The organism is Actinoplanes philippinensis (assembly GCF_900113015.1).
Classification (GTDB): domain Bacteria; phylum Actinomycetota; class Actinomycetes; order Mycobacteriales; family Micromonosporaceae; genus Actinoplanes; species Actinoplanes philippinensis.
The window spans coordinates 410,134-428,093 of sequence record NZ_FONV01000009.1 but is presented as its reverse complement, the minus strand read 5'-3'; the positions used below and the strand labels follow the sequence as shown (position 1 = coordinate 428,093).

The window sequence follows — 17,960 nt, the reverse complement described above, 5'->3', positions numbered from 1 at the left end:
GCCCGGTTTCACCGAACGCCGGTTCTCCCGCCCGGGCGGGGCGAGACTGTACGGATGAGGGCGCCCGGGATCGCGGTGGCGCTGGCGGCGGGGCTGTCGGTAGCGGCGTGTGCCTGGGCCGCCGGGGAGCCTGCCACGGGGCCGGTTCCGTCGGCGGCTGCGCTTCCCGCGGGGTGGCGATGGGAGTCGTACGGCGGGATCGAGGTGGGAGTGCCCGCCGACTTCGGGTACGACAACGGCAGCCAGCGGCTGGGCCAGTGGTGCGTCGGGCCGCGGCCAAAGGATGCCGATTCGCCGCCGGTGGTGGGCCGCCCCGGGATCTCCACCGCGGCGGGGTGTATGGAGAGCGTGGACGTCGCCGACACCGGGCCGGTGGTGTCCCTGGGGCCGGAGCTGGGCGAGCCCGCCGACGGGGTGACGCGGCGCGGTGACCGGACCACCGTACGGTTGCATGGCGTGGCGGTGATCGTGCAGGTGGGGGCGGACCTGCGGGAACAGATCGTGGGCACCGTGCGGGTGGTCGAGGGCGCCGACCATCAGGGTTGCCTGGTGCGGCACCCGATCACGGACAACCCGGCGTACCGGCCGGTGCGGGCGCCCGCCGAGGGCGCGGTCACGTCGGTGTCGGCGTGCCGGTACTCGCTGCTGGGCAGCAAATCGATCATCTCGTCGTTGCGGCTGGACGGCGCGGCCGCCCAGCGGTCGCTGGACGCGGTCCGTGCCGAGCCGGTCGGCGGCGGGCCGGACGAGCCCCGGACTTGCACGCCGGACGTCTCCTACGGTGACGAGGTGGTCGTGTTGCTGGCCGGCGGTGGCGAGGTCGTGGTGCGCTACTCCGGCTGTGACCATCGGGGCTTCGATGACGGCCGGACCGTGCGACGTCTGGGCGTCGCGACCGCGAAGCTGTTCCTGACCGGTGCGAACACCGTCTTCGCGGGGGCCGGCCCGGCGCTGCTGCCGGGGGAGTGAGCCCCGGGCCGGCGCCGGTTGTCCGTTGCCGACCGCAATACAGCTGTGGCGAAGCGCGTAGACGGAGCCGGCCGCGCGGCCGACCCTGTCGGTGGTTGTTTCCGCGCACCGACCGGGACCTGGCGGTGCCGCAGCCGGTGGAACTGCCGTACGGCGGCGGGTGCCGGGTCACAGGTCGGCGACGGTCAGCCATTCGGCGGAGCGTGGCCGGTAGCCGTACCGTTTCGCCAGACCGTGCACGATGGGGGACACGTGAGCGGCGCCGTAGACGACCGCGACCTCGATGTTCTCCGCGCTGCGCTCCTCGTGCAGACGGCAGAGCGCGGACAGGAGCCGATCGTCGCGGTCACCACCGAGGGCGGTCATGAGTCGTGGCGACCAGTCGTCGAGGGCCTCCTCCCCGATCGACGGCTGGTCGTTCAGCTCCATCGACCGTGACCAGATCATCCGGGTGCCGCCGAACAGGCGTGTCACCACGACGAAGGGAAGAACGCACCACATCAGCAGCCGGTGCAGGAGGGGCACGCGCCGCCAGCCGACCGTGAATTCCTCGAAGCTGACATCCGGGTGTATCACCGGAATGCCGAGAGCGGCGTAGTCGATGTTCTGCTCCACCAGCTTTGTCCGCCGATTGAACCGAAGCACCGAATAGCTGAGCGTCAGCGCGCTGACCAGGACCGAGTGCTTCCGCCGGCCGCCGCCCACACCCTCGATCACGACGACGTCCGCCCGCTTGAGCCGGGTGGTCACCGCCGTGTAGAACTCGGGCTTCCCGATGTGGACCATCGGATACAGCACGAACTGCAGCGCTGAGTCACGCCGTCGCAGCCGGATTGCCGCCGACCGTACCCCGAGTTCGGTCACCTCGATGATCTGCATGTCGCCCCCGCGCCGCATCTCAACTGTGCCCGCCATGGTGACAGCGGGTGTCCAGAGGAGACGCCGGGGGCGCGGGCTCATCCGGGGCGCCGGGCCGCGGCCTTCCGGGCGCGGTAGTCGGCGGCCTTGACCCGGTTGCCGCACTCGGCCATGCCGCACCAGGCGCGGGTGCCGCCGCGGGACCGGTCGACGAACAGGCGGGTGCAGGCCGGGCGTTCGCACTCGCGCAGCCGCGGGCCGCCGCCGGCGAAGATCTCCCCGAGCAGTCCGGCGGCCGCCCGTGCCACCTCGGCGGCGACAGCCGTGGCATCACCGACGCGGGTGGTGCCGGCCGGGGTGAGTTCGAGCGCCACGCCCGGCCGGGACGCGGCCGCGTTGACCAGGCGCAGGTCGGCGGGGGGCGGCGGGTCGCCCGCCATGGCGGCGCGGAACAGCCGGTAGATCGCCTCGCGCAACTCCAGGAGCGCGGTCAGGTCGGTGGGGGAGAAGCGGGGCTCGCTGGTCATCGTCCCGGAGGCGACCGCCCACCGGGCCGCGTCGGCGGGTGATCCCAGGCACTCCTCGCCGGCGGTGCGGCGCCATTTCAGGGTGCCGAGCAGGTCCAGGGCGAGGTTGCCGCCGACGAAGACGAAGGTCACGTCACCACCTTGACAGGTGACGCCAGGATCCCGCAAGGTCAGGTGGCGTCACCGGCTCAGGTGGTGACAACACGTGCGGGAGGCTGCTGGTGATATCCGTGGACGACTACCTCTACTTCGTCGGGCGAGCGCTCGACGGGATGTCCGGCATCGTCGCCGGGCTGGGCGACGACCTGGCCACCGCCCGGCCCGCACTGCCCGGGGCGAATTCGCCGTACGCGCTGCTCACCCACTGTGTGGGAGTCGCCGACTACTGGTCCGGCGCGCTGGTCGCCGGCCGGACCGTGGCCCGCGACCGGGACGCCGAGTTCACCGCCGCCGGACCGGTGGGCCCGCTGCTCGCCGAGGTCCGCGCCCTGCGTGCACGGCTCGACGCCGACGCCCGGGACGCGGATCTCGACGGCCCGCTGCGAGCCGAGCCACCCCGGTCGTTCCAGGGTCCGGACCGTCCTCTGACCCGCGGCGGCGCGCTGCTGCACGTACTGGAGGAACTCGCCCAGCACCACGGTCAGATGGAGATCCTGCGCGACGCCCTCCACGCCGGCGGGCGGGCATGAGCGCCCGCGGCGTCTTCGACGCGAGCGCGGACCCCGGTGCACTGCGAGCCGGGTACGGCGTCAAGTGGGGCTCGCTCGAGCCGGACGTGCTCGGCGCCTGGGTGGCCGACATGGACTTCCCGGTGGCGCCGGTGATCCGGCGGCGGATCCACGAGGTCGCCGACTTCGGATATCCGCACTGGCCGGCCGGCGATCCGGTGATCACCGCGTTCGAGCAGCGCATGACGGCCCGGCACGGGTGGACGCCCGCGCCCGGCCAGGCCCGGGTGTTCAGCGACCTGATCCAGATCCTGCAGGTGATGATCGAGCACGCCACCGAGCCCGGCGACGCCGTCGCCGTCCACGTGCCGACCTATCCGCCGTTCCTGGCGAGCATCGTCCGCGCCGGGCGCCGGGTCGTCCCGCTGCCACTGCCCGGCGACGGGCCGGCCGATCTGCGGGGCTGCGCGATGCTGGTTCTGGTCAACCCGCACAACCCGAGCGGCCGGGTGTTCACCCGTACCGAATTGGCTGCTCTTGCCGGCGAAGCGGCGAACCACGACGTGGTGGTCCTGGCCGACGAGATCCACGCCGACCTCGTCTTCGCGCCGCACCGGCACGTGCCGTTCGCGTCGCTCGGTCCCGAGGCCGCGGCCCGTACCGTGACCGCGACCTCGGCCACCAAGGCCTTCAACATCGCCGGACTGCGGTGTGCGGTCGCGCACCTCGGCCCGCGCCGCATCCGCGACGCCCTGTCCCGGATGCCGCTGGACTATTTCGGTCAGCCCGGCGTGCTGGGCCGGGCCGCCACCGTGGCCGCCTGGACCGAGGCCGACGACTGGCTCGACGGCCTGCTGGCCACCCTGGCCGCCAACCGCGACCAGGTCACCGAGTGGGCCGCGACACTGCCGTGGGCGGCCGGTTACCGCCCGCCGGAGGCGACCTATCTGGCCTGGCTGGACTGCGGCGACCGGTTCGGCCCGGATCCGGCCGCCACGCTGCTCGACCGGGCCCGGGTCAAGCTGAGCGCGGGCGCCGAGTTCGCCCAGCACACGGCGATCAACACCGCATCGAGGGTACGGCTGAACTTCGCCACCAGCCCGGCGGTGCTGACCGAGATCCTGACCCGCCTGACCACGGTGACCGGGTCGAACGCGTCGAACGCCTCCGGAATGCGCAGCGCCGGCCTTACCGGACCTGTGCGATGACGATCATCCGATGGTGGTGGATGGTCAGTGGTTCAGCGTCTTCGCCGTACCCGGAAACGGTGGTGAAGCCCGCGGCCGTGCACCAGTCGCGCAGTTCGGGAAATCCGAACAGACGCTTGAGGAAGGTCAGCCGGCGGACGTGACCGTCGCGAAGCACGGTGCGCTCCACCTCGAACCGGCCGGTCAGCGGGTCGAGGTGGTGGCGGTCGACGAGCATGTCACCGTTGCGCCGGGTCGCGGTGATCCGCGATGGGGTGTACGACGCCAGGAACCTCGGCAGGTTGTCCAGGTCCATCGCCATCAGCCCGCCGGGACGCAGGACTCGGGCCATCTCGGCCAGGACGGTGCGGTTGGTGGGGTCGTCGAAGTAGCCGAAGGCCGTCGTCCAGTTGACCAGGCGGTCGAACCGGCCGGTCCAGCCCGGAAGGCGTCGCATGTCGCCCTGGACGTAGTCCACGTCGACGCCCATGGCCGTGGCGTCGGCGCGGGCCCGGTCCAGGAACACCGCTGACGAGTCGAGGCCGGTGACCGCACACCCGCGGCTCGCCAGGATGTTGGCCAGCGCTCCATGGCCACAGGCCAGATCGAGCACGCTCATGCCGGGCCGCAGATCCAGCAGCCGCCAGACGATGTCAGCGATGGCGGACGCGGCGGTGTACGCCGTACCCACCACCGGGCCGTGCGTCGGCGCGGCACCGTCGTCCGGTGATGCGAAGAAGTGCAGGTAGTCCTCGTCGTACATCGCTGTCGCATCGAACAGGTCCGCCGTCACGACGAACACCGTAGGCACGGGCCGGGCGCTCGGCAACCGGTGGCGCCCGCCCGGGATGTTGCACATGCCGTAGCGGCATGTGATGAGGTCGGGGCACCACAGCACGAAAGGCTCTGTCTGCGATGCACCCCTCCTTCACACCTCCCCGGCAGGTCAAGATCGGTGATGCCGCCGCGTTCGCCGGGACCACCCCACGCGCCATCCGCCACTACCACGAGATCGGTCTGCTGCCCGAGCCCGAGCGTGGCGGTGACGGCCGCCGCCGCTACGGCTACGACGACATGACGCGCCTGCTGTGGATCCGCAAGATGGCCGATGCCGGTATCAGCCTGGACGACATGCGGACCGCCTTCGGCGAAGCCCGGGACGAAACCCTGGACCAGGCCCCGGCCATCGAGTCGGTCCTGGGCCGGCTGGAGGAGACCTTGGCGGCGCAGGAGGCCGCCATCAGACGCCGGCGTGCGGCCGTCCAGCGCCTGCAAGCGGTGGGCAGCCCGCTGGGGTTGCTCTCCGAGCTGGTCACGGACCGGCTCAGCCACCTGCCTCCGGGTGCGTTGCGCCCCTCCGATCTGAACGCCCTGCTGGTCACCGAACGGATCTTCGGGCCGCTGGGCGCCGCCATCCAGGCCGGCACGTTCATCGTGCTCGCCACCCACCCCGGGCTGCGAGCCGAGGAGGACCGTCTGGAGACTGCCGAGGCCGCCCTCGACGACGGCGTCGATCCCGCCGACCCGCGTGTCGAAGAGCTCGCCGTCCAGCGATGTGCTCATCTGATGGCCGTGAAACAGGCCATCGAGGCGGCGGGCCTCGACGCGGACGAGGAGAAGATCTTCGAGATCTATGACGCCGGCCTGACGGGGGAGGAGGGCAAGGTGATGAGTGCCGCCACGGCGGTCACCAAGATGCCGTATGACTTCTCGCCTGCCCGGATGCGCTGTGTGGAGCTGGCTGGCCGGCTCTTCGGCGAGGCCCTTGCCGCCGCCTGACACGCCGTCCGGAGACTGCCTATTTGCCCAGGCGAACGACATTGTCGTGGTACGGCTTCGCGATGTCGGCAAGGACTTCGTCGGGCTTCTTGGTGCCGTTGATCAGATCTTGGATCGCCACCCCGAGCACGTCGTAATATCCGGCCGCCGGCCAATCGGGGTAGAACGCCAGCCCGTCCGCCGCCTCGATCGTGGCGAAATGCGCGAGCAGGTCGGTGTTCTTGCCGGTGGGGGCGGCGGACGCGTCGCCGTGCACCGGCACACCGCCTGATTCGGCGAGCAGGCGCTGGATCTCCGGCTTCATCGTGATGTCGATGAAGTCGTAGGCCAAGGATTTGTCCTTCGCCTTTGCCGGCACCACCCACAGGTTGCCACTCGAACCGGGGTGCAGCCGGTTGCCGGGAAAGAGGAAGGTGCCCCACTCGAAGTCCTTGATGCCACGGACGAAGTCGCCGTACATCCAGCTGCCGACGATCACGATCGGGAAGCGCTGTTTCATGAACGCCAGGTTCATGTCCTCGGCCTTGACCCGGGCGGAGTCCTTGGCGATGTAACCCTTGCGCACCCAGGAGGCAAAGGTGGTCGCACCGAACTGGAACGCGGGTCCGGTGAAATCCACGTTCCCCATGTACCGCTGATACGCGTCGACGAACGCCCGATCGGCCTTGGAGAGCACGAGTTCGTAGAAGATCTGCTGAGCCGGGTATTCGGCGCCGCCGACCGACAACGGCGTGATGCCTGCCTTGACAAAGACGTCCATCGCGGCCTCGAACGCGCTGAGGGTCTGCGGCACAGCGACGCCGTGTTTGGCGAACATGTCCTTGTTGTAATAGACGAGAACGAATTCGCTGTAGTTCGGGATGCCGTACACGGCACCGCTGCCCATGATGCCGTCGGTGTCGTAGCGGGTGGTGGTCTGCAGGCTCGGTGTGAGCATCCTGTCCCAGCCGCGCTTCGTGGACTCACCGGTGAAGTCGGTGAGCACGCCCTGCTTGGCCAGCAGGCCGGCGGTCGAGTTGCCCTTGTTGTACTCCACCACCGTGGGTGGGTCGTCGGCGTTCAGCGCCATGGCCGCGTTCTGCCGGATCTGCTCGAACGTCTTCTGCTCGAACCGGACCGTCACGCCGGGATGTGCTTCCTTGAACAATCTGATCGCTTCGGCCCAGGCGATCGCCATCGCGCTCTCCGGGCGTTCGTAGTGCCAGACGGTGAGCGTCTGGTCCTTCGCCGCCTCCTCCGGCGCGCCGTCATCAGCGCAGGCGGCGACCGTGGCGGCCATGACGAGCGTGGTGATCAGCGACAACATGCGAAAGCGTCTGACTGACATGTTCTCCCCCGTGGCTGGTACGTCCAGTGTCACAAGACTGGTCGGCCGCCATTCGGAAAGCGGGCAAACCCACCTCAGACCGCGACGATCGATGTGCCGCTCTCCTGCCACTGCTTCTCCGCGGGGGCCGGCCTGCCGAAGTGGTAACCCTGGTAGAGGGTGCAGCCCAGCCCGTACAGCTCGTCTGCCTGTTCCTCGTTCTCCACTCCCTCAGCGATCACCAGAAGGCGCAGGGTCCTCGCCACCCCGATGATCATCTCGACGATGACGGCGGCTTCCGGGTCGCGGCCCAGCCGGTCGACGAACGATCGGTCGATCTTGAGAGCCTGCATGGGGAACTTCTGCAGGTAGGCCAGCGACGAATAGCCGGTGCCGAAATCGTCCAGGGCGAGACCCACCCCGAGATCGTGCAACGCCTCGAAGGCTGCGGTCGCCCGCTCGACGTCGGCCACGAGGCTGGTCTCGGTGATCTCCAGCCAGAGCGATGCCGGGTCGATGTCCGTCGTCTCGATGACGGCCGCCACCGTCGGGATGAACGACGGATGATCGAGTTGCAGAGCGGACACGTTCACCGACATCCGCAGCCGCTCGCAGCCGGGCCGCTCACGCTGCCACTGCGACAACTGGCTGCACGCCTGCAACAGGACCGCTGCGCCGAGCGGGACGATCAAACCGCTCTCCTCGGCGACCGGGATGAAGGCGTCCGGGGCCAGCAGCCCGCGGGTCGGATGCTGCCAGCGGACCAGCGCCTCGAACCCGACGATGCTCCGCGTGTCCGCCTCGACGATCGGTTGGTAGAAGACGACCAGTTCGTCGCACTGGATGGCGTTCCGCAGGTCCTGCTCGGTACGCACGCGATGTTCGAGGGCCGCGCTGAGGCTCTCGTCGAAGATCTCCACACGGCCGCGGCCCTTCTGTTTGGCCTGGTACATCGCGACATCGGCGTCGCGTAGCAGGTCATCGGCCGACACCGGATTCCCGGTCGCCACGAAGGCGATGCCGATGCTCGCGCCGATGGCGACGTCACGGTGGGTGTCGTTGACGGCGATGCGGATCGGCTCGCTGATGCTCGCGACGATTCGTTCGGCGACCGACACGGCCGAGCCGATCTCCGATATCTCCTCGCTGATCACCACGAACTCGTCACCGGCGAGCCGGGCCACCATGTCCGTGCGCCGCATCCCGGTGATGAGGCGCTCGGCCACCGCACGCAGGACGGTGTCGCCCGCTTCGTGCCCGAACGAGTCGTTGACGAGCTTGAACCGGTCGAGGTCGATGAAGAGCACGGCGAGCAGGGAGGAACCCTGCTGCACGCGCAGCAGGGCGGCGTCCAGGCGTTCGAGCACGGCGGCCCGGTTCGGCAGACTCGTCAACGGGTCGCTGCTGGCCAGCAACGCCAGGCGCCCGGTCGCGGCCTCGGTGGTCATGATCGTCTCGTTCAGCACCTCGGCGATGAAGCTGATCTCGTCCTTCGTGCTGATCTCGACGCGTCGGCTGAGGTCGCCGCCGGCCACCGCGCGCAGCGCCTCGACGATCCGGCGTACCGGGGTGGCGACGGAGATGTAGAAGCCCGCGAACAGGTACACGGCCAGCAACGCGCCCATCCCGAGCCAGCCCTGCACCCGCTCGATACGGTCGGTGGACCGCTCGATCCGGATCTGCAGCAGCCGGTCGAGACTGGAAACCGCGACCGAGGCGTAGTTGTTGGTGGCGACCCGTACCGCGTCCGCCGAATGGGACGGGAACTGCTGCAACGATTGGTGTTTCACGGCGAGCGCCAGACGGCCTCCCATGGCCTCGGTCACCGTGTGCAGCTCGCGCGACTGGCTGCGGATGGCGGCGACCACGCCGTCGTCGCCGCCGGACGCCGCCACCGCGTCCGCGGCCCGCGCCAGGTGCTGACCGCTGTTGGAGACGACACCGAAGTACTTGCCCAGCTCCATGAAGACCTTCAGCTGCTCGTCACCCTGCCCTTGGCTGTTCAGCTCCAGCAGGTCGGCGATCCGGCCGGCGATGTCGCCCAGCGACGGCAGCCAGTCCTGCAACATCCGGGCGATGTAGTTCGAGTCGAGATCGGGATCATGGATCAACCCCGACCGGTCACCCAGCGTGACAATCAGCGCCAGGATCGAGTCGGACGCCTCCTGATACTTCGTGAACTGGACCGACTTGGCCTGGGTGGCCATCTCCATGGTGGTGACGATCGCTTCCCGGGTCTTGCCCCACTCCGCGTGCACCTGCCACGATCCGCTCACCTGACGATCGACTTCATCGACCCTGGCCAGAGCGGCGTCGAGGTTGACGGACAGGTCGAAACCGGCGGACACCGCGGAGCGTCGTGCCTGCACCATGTCCCCGGCCAGCACCAGCAACGTCCGCAGGTAACGGAGCCCCTGCTGCTCCCGTACGGTCGCGTCGATCTGCTCCCGTTGCACAGCGATGTACGAGTTCGCCGTCACCACCAGAGGCACCAGCAGCACCAGGCCGACGAGAAGGAACTTCTGCGCGTACCGGAGACGCCCGATCAGCGCGGCGGCGGGCCACAACAGAAGCGAGAGAACTGCTCGTAGTCGAGCACCCATCGCAAGACCTTGTCTGTCGCTGGATGTGTCATCCACACCAGTCGGATCGGACGGCGTATTGCTGAGGCGCACCTCTCTCCGCGCCGCCCGTCTCAGAATGATGTGATGATGGGCGACACGCGGCCGGTGGATGGGTGTGAGCGACAATAGGGGCAGCGGTATGGGCGCGAAGTCCGCGGACGACATCCTGGGCGCCGAGTACGACTGGCTTGCCGGTGATGATGAGGGCCATGTGGCCCTGTTCAGCACCGCCGGCGGTGGTTACGCGCCCGACGCGTTCCTGCGAGACACCGATGCCTATGTGGCCGCGATCGAGGCCGTCCTGGCCCGCCCGGCCACCACCACTGCCCGGTTCGCGCCTGTCCTGGCCGCCAAGTGCGAGAACACGTGGAAGCTGGCCGCGGAACGCGGACTGTTCGCCTACGACGCTGACATCGACGGTGGCCCCTACCGCATGGTCGCCGCGCCCGAAGTCGCGATCGACCTCGGCCACCTGCCGGAGGCTGCCGTGGATGTGATCCGGCGACAGACGTTTCCTCGGCTGCGGTTCGTGGACCTGAGCACACTCTCCGGCCAAGCCCTGCAACAAGGCTGCTGAGCCCGCCGTCATCGAACCCTTATCAATCGTTACTGATCGATGTAAGGTGTGGGAGCGCTCCCGACAATCCTCCGTCACTCTGCTTAGGAGCCGAAGATGGTGCGATGGCGCGGTCGTACGGCCGCCATGACGGCCGGCCTGCTCGCTCTCGTCTCGTCAGCGCTGATGTCCGCCTCCGGTCCGGCCGCCGGCGCTGCCACGCCCGGCGCCGACCGTGCCGCCCCGGTGCCGCTCACCGAGCTGACCGTCGTCTCCGAGCAGGTGGCCTTCGGTCTGCAGCGGCCCGTCGCCATCACCGGCCTGCCCGACGGCCGGATGCTGATCGCGGAGAAGGACGGCACCGTCCGGTCCTATCATCCCGACACCGGGCTGGCGGCCGCACCGATCCTGGACCTCACCGCCCGCATCGACACGTCGGACAACGAGCGCGGCCTGCTCGGCATCACGCCCGCCCCGGACTTCGTCCGGACCGGCATGCTCTACGTGTCCTACACGAGCCTTCCGGCCGGCGCGCTGACCCTGGCGCGACTGCCGATCGGCGCCCCGGACCGGCTGCAGGTGCTGCTCACCCAGGAGCACGCGGAGTACGGCAACCACAACGGCGGGCAGGTGGCGTTCGGCCGTGACGGCTACCTCTACTGGTCCACCGGTGACGGCGGCTACGCGAACGACCCGTACAAGGCCGGTCAGGACCTCGGCACGCTGCTCGGCAAGATCGTACGGATCGACGTCGCCCGGGCCTGCGGGGCCAAACCCTATTGCGTGCCCGCCGGCAACCCGTTCGTCCGCAAGCCGGGCGCCCGGCCGGAGATCTGGCTCTACGGGCTGCGCAACCCGTGGCGGTTCTCCATCGACATCGACAACTCCCTGTGGATCGGAGACGTCGGTCAGGGCCTGGTCGAGGAGGTCGACCACGTCCGCCCGTGGCAGGGCGGCGCCAACCTCGGCTGGTCCTGCAGGGAGGGCACCCCGGTGTTCGACCCGGACCAGTGCCGTCCGGGCGTGCGGTATGTCGATCCCGTCTTCGAGTACGAACACTTCATGACCGAGGGCTGCTCGGTCACCGGCGGCGTGGTGTACCGCGGATCGCGTACCCCCGAGGCGCGGGGCGTCTACCTCGCGAGCGACTACTGCTCGACCGCTGCCTTCGCCGTACGCCCCAAGGCCGGTGGCGGCTACGAGTCCGCCACCATCGGCCACCTCCCCACCCAGCCGACCGCCTTCGGCGTCGATGTGCAGGGAGAGTTGTACGTGCTCAGCGACCTGCCGGGATTCCTGAGCCGGGTGCGCTTCGAGCGAGTGCCACCGGCCGCCGGCGGTGTGACGACGCCGTAGCGGCCGGCCGGCGGCACCCGCGCAACTGCTGAACCAGCTGCTGCAGCTGAAAGCGCCATCTTCTGCTCGGCCGCTGCCGGCGGGTCTCGCCGTCAGCGGCCGGGCATCGGCTAATCAGTAGAGATCCCAGGCCTGGTTGGCCGTGCCGAGGCAGCTCCACTGTTGCAGTCGTGCCCCGTTGGCCTTCGAGGCGTTGACGACGTCGAGGCACTTGCCGCTGTGCCGGGCGATGAGTCTGATGCCGTAGCCGACGATCTCCAGCCGCCATTGCTGGTTGGTCTGGCCGGTCAGGCAGTTCCACTGCTGGACGGGCACGCCGTTGCCGGTGGCGCCGCTTCCGCCGGTCACGTCGAGGCACTGCCCGTCGAGCGTGGTCACCACGTTGTACCAGTAGTACTCGCCGATGTGGGTCTCGTTGGCGAACCACCAGATCTGATTCTTCTGGCCGCTGCCGAGACAGTCCCACTGCTGGATCGGCACGCCGTTGCCGACCTGGGCGTTGGCGACGTCGAGGCACCTGCCGCTATTCACGTTGACGATGTTGCCGCCGACCGGCGCGGCCATGGCCTGCCTTTCACCGGTCCCGGCCACCTCCGTCACGGTCACCGCGTTGCCCGCCGCGTCGGTTCCCCTCAACCCTGGCGACGACGGGGACACGGCACTCGCCTGCGCGGGCGCCGCCACGGCGATCGCGGCCACGGCGAATGCCCCCGCGGCCGACACCACGGCTCGTGTGAAGCTCTTCACGTCGTTCTCCCTCGATGTTCGTGGATTCGCCGGTCTCCGCCGGCCAAGGGAAACGGTGTCAACCTTCACCGACCGAGACTCTGAACCCGACCGATCCCGAACGATTGCTCACCGATGCAGGCACGGCCTCTGTGGGCTCTCAATGGATCTGATCCGGGCTGAGGGTAGCCGGGCTGCGCCGGATCGAATTCGGTGAGACAAGGCGACATGTGCATCTCGCACCGATTCTGATCCGCAGACAGGTGGTCAGCTGATGCTCTGGCCGAGGTGAAGCACCGCGACGGCGGCAGCGAAGCTTGCAAGGAGCAGGCGCTGATTGTCTCCGCGGTTCCCGACACCGTTTGACGGTCACCTTGAACACCGCATGATCGTCGGTGGATTTCGTGTCTGGAAGCTTCGACACCACTCGGCAGGGCGCTGACAGTGGGACTCTCGTGGGTCAGCGGGGGCCTGGCTGGCGTCGACAACGCCGTGGGTCAGCGGCGAGGGTGGGTGGTGAGGCCGGGAAGGACGAGGGCCAGCCATCGGCGGCGGGCCGCTGGCGGTTGGTCGGTGGGGGCGGAGTTGACCAATAGGTAGATGTCGTCGACGGTGACGTCGGGGTGGATGTCGCCGGCCGTCTGGCCTGCTTTGATCATGCTGGTTACGGCGGCTGCTGAGCGTTGTTCGGCGGCCGGGTCGCCGGGGTGGGTGCCCATGGCGCTGGCGGCGGCTTTGGCGGCGTGGTTGATGGCGGCAGCCTCGATGACCCGGCGGAGGAAGTTGGTGATCTCGTCGAGGGCGCTCGCGCCTTCGACGACGCGCTGGTTCGCGGCTTCGGCGTCGTCGGCGACGCGGTGGAAGAAGTCGACGACGACGGCGGCGACGAGTTCGGTCTTGTTGGGAAAGTGCCGGTACAGGGTGCCGACCGCGACGCCGGCGGCGGCGGCGATCTCGTCCATCCCGATCTCGATCCCGTGCCTGGATATCTGCTCGCTGGCCGCGGTCAAGATCTTGGCTCGGTTGCGAATCGCGTCGGCACGCAGGGGGCGGCTTGATGTCATTCGGTTGCTCCTCGGTTGCAGCGGCCGGTGCGACTTGCCGGAAGGTGAACCATGGTTCATGATGATTGTGAACCTGAGTTCATCTTACTGGAGGTTTTGACATGACCAAGACCGCACTGGTCACCGGGGCGTCATCGGGCATCGGCGAGGCCACGGCCCAGAAACTGCACGAACTCGGCTTCACCGTCTACGGAGCCGCCCGCCGGGTCGATCGGCTGGAGAAGCTCGCCGCCGCCGGGATCCGCCCGCTGGCGATGGATGTGACCGACGACGAGTCGATGCAGGCCGGCGTCAAGCGGATCATCGCCGAGACCGGTCGTGTCGACGTGCTGGTCAACAACGCCGGCTACGGCTCCTACGGATCGATCGAAGACGTTCCCTTGGCCGAGGCCCGCGCGCAGTTCGAGGTCAACGTGTTCGGCGCCGCTCGGCTGGCGCAACTGGTGCTGCCGCACATGCGGGCCCAGCACTCCGGCACCATCGTCAACATCACCTCGATGGGCGGCAAGATCTACACCCCGCTTGGCGGTTGGTATCACGGCACCAAGTTCGCCCTCGAGGCGATCAGCGACTGCCTGCGCCTGGAGGCCAAACCGTTCGGTGTCAACGTCGTGGTCATCGAACCCGGCGGTATTGCGACCGAATGGGGCGGCATCGCTGCGGACAAACTCCGCGACGCCTCCGGCCACGGTGCTTATGCCAAGCAGGCCGAGGCGGTCGCGGCAGCCCTGGGCTCGGAGGCCAACAGCCGCCGCAACTCTCCGCCGTCGGTCATCGCCGACGCCATCGGCAAAGCTGTCACCGCCCGCCGCCCGAAGACCCGCTACGCCGTCGGCTTCGGCGCCCGACCGCTGATCGCGTCGCGGCGTGTCATGTCCGACCTGGCCTTCGACACCCTCATCCTGCGCGCCACCGGTGTCCCTCGCTGAGAAACTCACTGCCGCAACGCGTCCGTGCCCGCCGGGGACGCTCAGCCACCGTCCTACGTGCCGTTTGTCCGTCAATTTCGACGCCACGGAAGGTGGACGCTCGATCGGGTGGGTTCGATGTCCATGAGTTTCGACACCAGGCGGATCGGTGGGAGCATCGGCTGACCATAGACGGAGGCTGGCTGATGCCCCGGATGTCGAAGATCGAGTTGATCGCGGCGATCCGCCGCGAACTCGCTGCGGGGACGTCCGGCGGGGCGATCGAGGAGAAGTACCGGGTCGGGCGGCGGACGGTGAGCGCGGCCGCAGCGTCGGCGTTACCGCCCGCCCCCGCGCGCAGGGCGATGCCGCCCCGGGGATCCAAGCTCGACATGCTCACACCCAATGAATATGAAAGGCTCCATACCACCCTGTCGGTCGCATAGAACCAGCTGTCACGACTCCACGGAAGCCGGGGAAGATCAGATCAGAACCAAATGAGAAGAGATCAGCTCCAGTGAGAACTCGCAGCCTCGCTCTTGCCCTCCGAGCTGTGGGCTCCGCATAGTTGACTTCTCGAACGCTCCATGGTGGATCTACCGGACGGGTCTGCTCGAATGGTCCGCTTCGTCGTCGACGACGCGCTGCTCGAACGGCTGGCGCACTGGCGGGGCAACGTGTCCGCACTGCACCGGGACATGGTCGCCGATGCCGGCGGTCAACCCGTGCCGAGCCTGGCCACGCTCCAGCGCGCAGTGCGGCGGGCGACACCGAGGACGCGACGCGCCGGCACGGGGCGGCCGTACGCAAGGCCCCCGGATCCGGGCGGGGTGGCGACGGCGGACGACATCGCCCTCCGGCTGCGGTTGCTGCGAGAGTGGGCGGGCGAGCCCTCGTTCACGACGATCACCAGCCGGGTCAACGACGCGTGGACGAAGGCCGGGCGCCCGGGCAACGAGCTGGTGGGTAGGACGACAGTGGTCGACTGCTTCCGGATGGGCCGGCGTCGCCTCAACACGGATCTGGTCGTGGCGATCGTACGGGCGCTGCACAGCGAACCGGGTTATGTGGCGCAATGGCACCAGGCGCTGCTGGTGGCCGGCGGGGAGCAGCGAGCGGCCGCGCAGGTGCGGGTGGACGACGAACTCCCGCCGGATCTGCCGGGTTTCACCGGCCGCACCTCCGACGTGCGCCGGCTCCGGCGAGCGCTGACCGCAACTCACGCCGTGGTCGGCACGATCGAGGGAATGGCAGGGGTCGGCAAGACCTGGCTGGCCGTACACGTCGCCCATCTCCTGCACGCGGAGAAGCCGTACCGGAAGGTGCTCTTCGTCAATCTCCGCGGCTTCCACCACGACCCACGTCAGCCGCCCGCCGATCCCGCGGCCGTGCTGGACGGCTTTCTGCGGCTGCTCGGCGTTCCCGGACCGAAGATCCCGTACGACCTGCCGTCTCGGACGCGCCTCTACCGGGAGTTGCTCGCGGACGAGAGATCCCTGGTGGTGCTGGACAACGCGGCCGACGTCGATCAGGTGCGGCCACTGCTGCCGGCCGGTCCCGTGCTGATCACCAGTCGCCGCAGCCTCGCCGCCCTGCAGCCGTCCGCCTCGATCGCCGTGGACGTGTTCAGCCGGCCCGAGGCACTGCGGTTCCTGCGGCGCGGCGCGAGTGCGGTCGCCACGGGTGAGGACCCCGAGGCGGCGACGCGCATCGTGGAGCTCTGCGGACGGCTGCCGCTGGCGCTCGGGCTGGTCGCGGCACAGATCGCGGGCCGGCCCGACTGGACGCTCACCGACCACGCGGAGCGGCTACGGCAGCGGCACCGGGGGCAGCGCCTCGAAGACGGCGTCGAACTCGCCATCGACCTGTCCTACCAGCGCCTGGACGCCGAACGACAGCGGCTGCTGCGGCTGCTCGCCCTGCATCCGGCTGAGGACCTCGACGCGTACGCCGCCGCCGCTCTGATCGGCAGCGACCTCGACGGCGCCCGCGCCGGACTGCGGCGGCTCTGCGACGACCACCTGATCCAGGCCGCCGGCCACGGACGCTACACGCTCCACGACCTGATCCGGGTACATGCCATGGTCCGCGCCCACGACCACGAGCGACCGCACGAGATCCGAGCCGCGCTCACCAGACTCTTCGACTACTACCTGAGCACCGTCGCGGCGGCCGTGAACGTCCTGCACCCGGGCGGCGAGAGCCATCGACAGGGCACACCCGCCCCGGCCGCCGAGGCGCCCGGCCTGTCGACTCCGGAGGCGGCCGTGGCCTGGCTGGACGGCGAACAGTCCACGCTCGTCGGCGTCGCCGCCTACGCGGCCGAGCACGGGTGGCCCACCCACGCCCTCGATCTCGCGCGCACGCTGAGCAGGTATCTGTCCGGTGCGCACAACCGCGTGGGCGTGGCGATACACGAGCAAGCCGTCCGGGCCGCCCGGCTCGCCGGAGATCTGCGCGCCCAGGCCAAGGCCCTGACCGACGTCGGCGGCGCGCACCTGAGACTCGGCGAGGCCACCGCGGCCGTCAGCGCCTGCGAGCAGGCGATCGAGCTGTTCCGGCGCCTCGGCGACCCGGGCGGCCAGGCCGGCGCGGAGATCCATCTCGGCAACGTCGCGTTGCAGCTGAGCAGCCTCGCGGCTGCCGCGGCGCATCACCAGCGGGCGCTTACGCTCTTCGTCGAGGCGGGCGATCGTACCGGGGAAGCGCGCGCCCTGATCAATCTCGGCGTCAGCCATCGGCGGCTCGGCGACCTCGACTCGGCGATCGGATATCTCACCCGTGGGCTCGCCCTGCACCGCGACGCCGGCGACGGAGCGGGCACCGCGGACGCGCTCAACGGCATCGGCCACGCCGAGACGATCACCGGCCGATACGACGCCGCCGGCGCGCACCTGCGCGAGGCGGTGCAGTTGTACCGGCAGCTCGGCAGCCGCAACGGGGAGGCCGGGGCTCTCGACGGGCTGGGCCTGCTGCACCTGCGCCTCGGCCAGCCGGAGACGGCCGGCGACTACCACCGGCAGTCGCTCGTCCTGACCCGCGAGATCGGCAACCGCGGCAACGAGGCGTGGGCGCTCAACGGTCTCGCCGAATGCGCCCGTGCCCTCGACCAGTTCGGCGCTGCGCGGGATCACCACGAGGCCGCCCTGGCTATCGCCGCCGCGATCGGGGCCGAGGAACAACAGGCCCGGGCGTACGCCGGACTGGGCCATGTCTACGCCGGGCAGGGCGCCCCCGAGCTCGCGCGCGAGAATTTCGAACGTGCCCTGGACATCTACGCCGGTCTGGGGATGCCGGAGGCCGACGAGCTGCGCGGCCGCCTCCGCGATCGGCCCCGTCCCGTCGGCGATGAGTTCGGTGACCACTGATCAGGCGACGCGGAGGGTCTCGTGCCGGCGGGCGCTGTCGTATGGTCCTCGTTGTCATACCCCT

At 69.5% G+C, this 17,960-nt stretch carries 16 protein-coding genes; 9 read left to right on the top strand and 7 right to left on the bottom strand.

Annotated features, from left to right (window positions below):
• Positions 1-54 precede the first annotated feature (54 nt).
• Positions 55-969, top strand: a complete 915-nt coding sequence (locus tag BM290_RS25465) for a hypothetical protein (RefSeq protein ID WP_143133945.1) — start codon at positions 55-57, stop codon at positions 967-969.
• A gap of 168 nt (positions 970-1,137) precedes the next feature.
• Here the strand turns inward: BM290_RS25465 and BM290_RS25460 are convergent, their stop codons facing one another.
• Together BM290_RS25460 and BM290_RS50045 are read right to left on the bottom strand one after the other, a co-directional pair.
• Positions 1,138-1,884: a hypothetical protein gene (locus BM290_RS25460; RefSeq protein WP_239143634.1), complete on the bottom strand. Its 747-nt coding sequence runs from the start codon at positions 1,882-1,884 to the stop codon at positions 1,138-1,140.
• 41 nt (positions 1,885-1,925) lie between these two features.
• Positions 1,926-2,486: a CGNR zinc finger domain-containing protein gene (locus tag BM290_RS50045; RefSeq protein ID WP_093618253.1), complete on the bottom strand. Its 561-nt coding sequence runs from the start codon at positions 2,484-2,486 to the stop codon at positions 1,926-1,928.
• An 89-nt stretch (positions 2,487-2,575) separates the two neighbouring features.
• Between BM290_RS50045 and BM290_RS25450 the strand changes: the two genes are divergently transcribed.
• Together BM290_RS25450 and BM290_RS25445 are read left to right on the top strand one after the other, a co-directional pair.
• Positions 2,576-3,043: a mycothiol transferase gene (locus BM290_RS25450; RefSeq protein ID WP_093618251.1), complete on the top strand. Its 468-nt coding sequence runs from the start codon at positions 2,576-2,578 to the stop codon at positions 3,041-3,043.
• Positions 3,040-4,230 carry a MalY/PatB family protein gene (locus BM290_RS25445; protein ID WP_093618249.1) on the top strand — a complete coding sequence of 397 codons (1,191 nt, stop codon included), beginning with the start codon at positions 3,040-3,042 and terminating at the stop codon, positions 4,228-4,230. Before BM290_RS25450 ends, BM290_RS25445 begins: the two co-directional genes overlap by 4 nt.
• Here BM290_RS25445 and BM290_RS25440 read toward each other — a convergent pair.
• Complete coding sequence (locus BM290_RS25440) at positions 4,211-5,002, bottom strand: class I SAM-dependent methyltransferase (protein ID WP_203779448.1); 792 nt, start codon at positions 5,000-5,002, stop codon at positions 4,211-4,213. The genes BM290_RS25445 and BM290_RS25440 overlap by 20 nt on opposite strands.
• Positions 5,003-5,124: 122 nt before the next feature.
• Between BM290_RS25440 and BM290_RS25435 the strand changes: the two genes are divergently transcribed.
• Positions 5,125-5,988, top strand: a complete 864-nt coding sequence (locus tag BM290_RS25435; RefSeq protein ID WP_093618247.1) for a helix-turn-helix domain-containing protein — start codon at positions 5,125-5,127, stop codon at positions 5,986-5,988.
• 19 nt (positions 5,989-6,007) lie between these two features.
• Here BM290_RS25435 and BM290_RS25430 read toward each other — a convergent pair whose 3' ends face one another.
• Entirely contained in the window at positions 6,008-7,348 is a 1,341-nt protein-coding gene (locus BM290_RS25430; protein WP_239143635.1) for an ABC transporter substrate-binding protein, read from the bottom strand.
• Between the two features lie 41 nt (positions 7,349-7,389).
• Entirely contained in the window at positions 7,390-9,897 is a 2,508-nt protein-coding gene (locus BM290_RS25425; protein WP_143133944.1) for a putative bifunctional diguanylate cyclase/phosphodiesterase, read from the bottom strand.
• 136 nt (positions 9,898-10,033) lie between these two features.
• On the opposite strand from BM290_RS25425, the gene BM290_RS25420 reads away from it, so the two are divergent.
• Both BM290_RS25420 and BM290_RS25415 read left to right on the top strand, forming a co-directional pair.
• Positions 10,034-10,495 carry a hypothetical protein gene (locus BM290_RS25420; RefSeq protein ID WP_143133943.1) on the top strand — a complete coding sequence of 154 codons (462 nt, stop codon included), beginning with the start codon at positions 10,034-10,036 and terminating at the stop codon, positions 10,493-10,495.
• A 96-nt stretch (positions 10,496-10,591) separates the two neighbouring features.
• Positions 10,592-11,830, top strand: coding sequence for a PQQ-dependent sugar dehydrogenase (locus tag BM290_RS25415; RefSeq protein WP_093618239.1), 1,239 nt, complete (start codon positions 10,592-10,594; stop codon positions 11,828-11,830).
• Between the two features lie 114 nt (positions 11,831-11,944).
• On the opposite strand, the gene BM290_RS25410 is transcribed toward BM290_RS25415, so the two are convergent.
• Together BM290_RS25410 and BM290_RS25405 are read right to left on the bottom strand one after the other, a co-directional pair.
• Complete coding sequence (locus BM290_RS25410) at positions 11,945-12,577, bottom strand: RICIN domain-containing protein (RefSeq protein WP_093618237.1); 633 nt, start codon at positions 12,575-12,577, stop codon at positions 11,945-11,947.
• Positions 12,578-13,053: 476 nt separating this feature from the next.
• The gene (locus BM290_RS25405) at positions 13,054-13,620 is read right to left on the bottom strand and encodes a TetR/AcrR family transcriptional regulator (RefSeq protein ID WP_093618235.1); all 567 of its coding nucleotides are present in this window, start codon (positions 13,618-13,620) and stop codon (positions 13,054-13,056) included.
• Between the two features lie 101 nt (positions 13,621-13,721).
• On the opposite strand from BM290_RS25405, the gene BM290_RS25400 reads away from it, so the two are divergent.
• The 3 genes from BM290_RS25400 to BM290_RS50950 all read left to right on the top strand — a co-directional run bounded on the left by BM290_RS25400 (position 13,722) and on the right by BM290_RS50950 (position 17,896).
• The gene (locus BM290_RS25400; protein WP_093618233.1) at positions 13,722-14,549 is read left to right on the top strand and encodes an oxidoreductase; all 828 of its coding nucleotides are present in this window, start codon (positions 13,722-13,724) and stop codon (positions 14,547-14,549) included.
• Positions 14,550-14,743: 194 nt separating this feature from the next.
• Entirely contained in the window at positions 14,744-14,974 is a 231-nt protein-coding gene (locus tag BM290_RS25395; RefSeq protein ID WP_143133942.1) for a hypothetical protein, read from the top strand.
• 171 nt (positions 14,975-15,145) lie between these two features.
• Positions 15,146-17,896, top strand: a complete 2,751-nt coding sequence (locus BM290_RS50950; RefSeq protein WP_143133941.1) for a tetratricopeptide repeat protein — start codon at positions 15,146-15,148, stop codon at positions 17,894-17,896.
• The last annotated feature ends 64 nt before the right edge of the window (positions 17,897-17,960 follow it).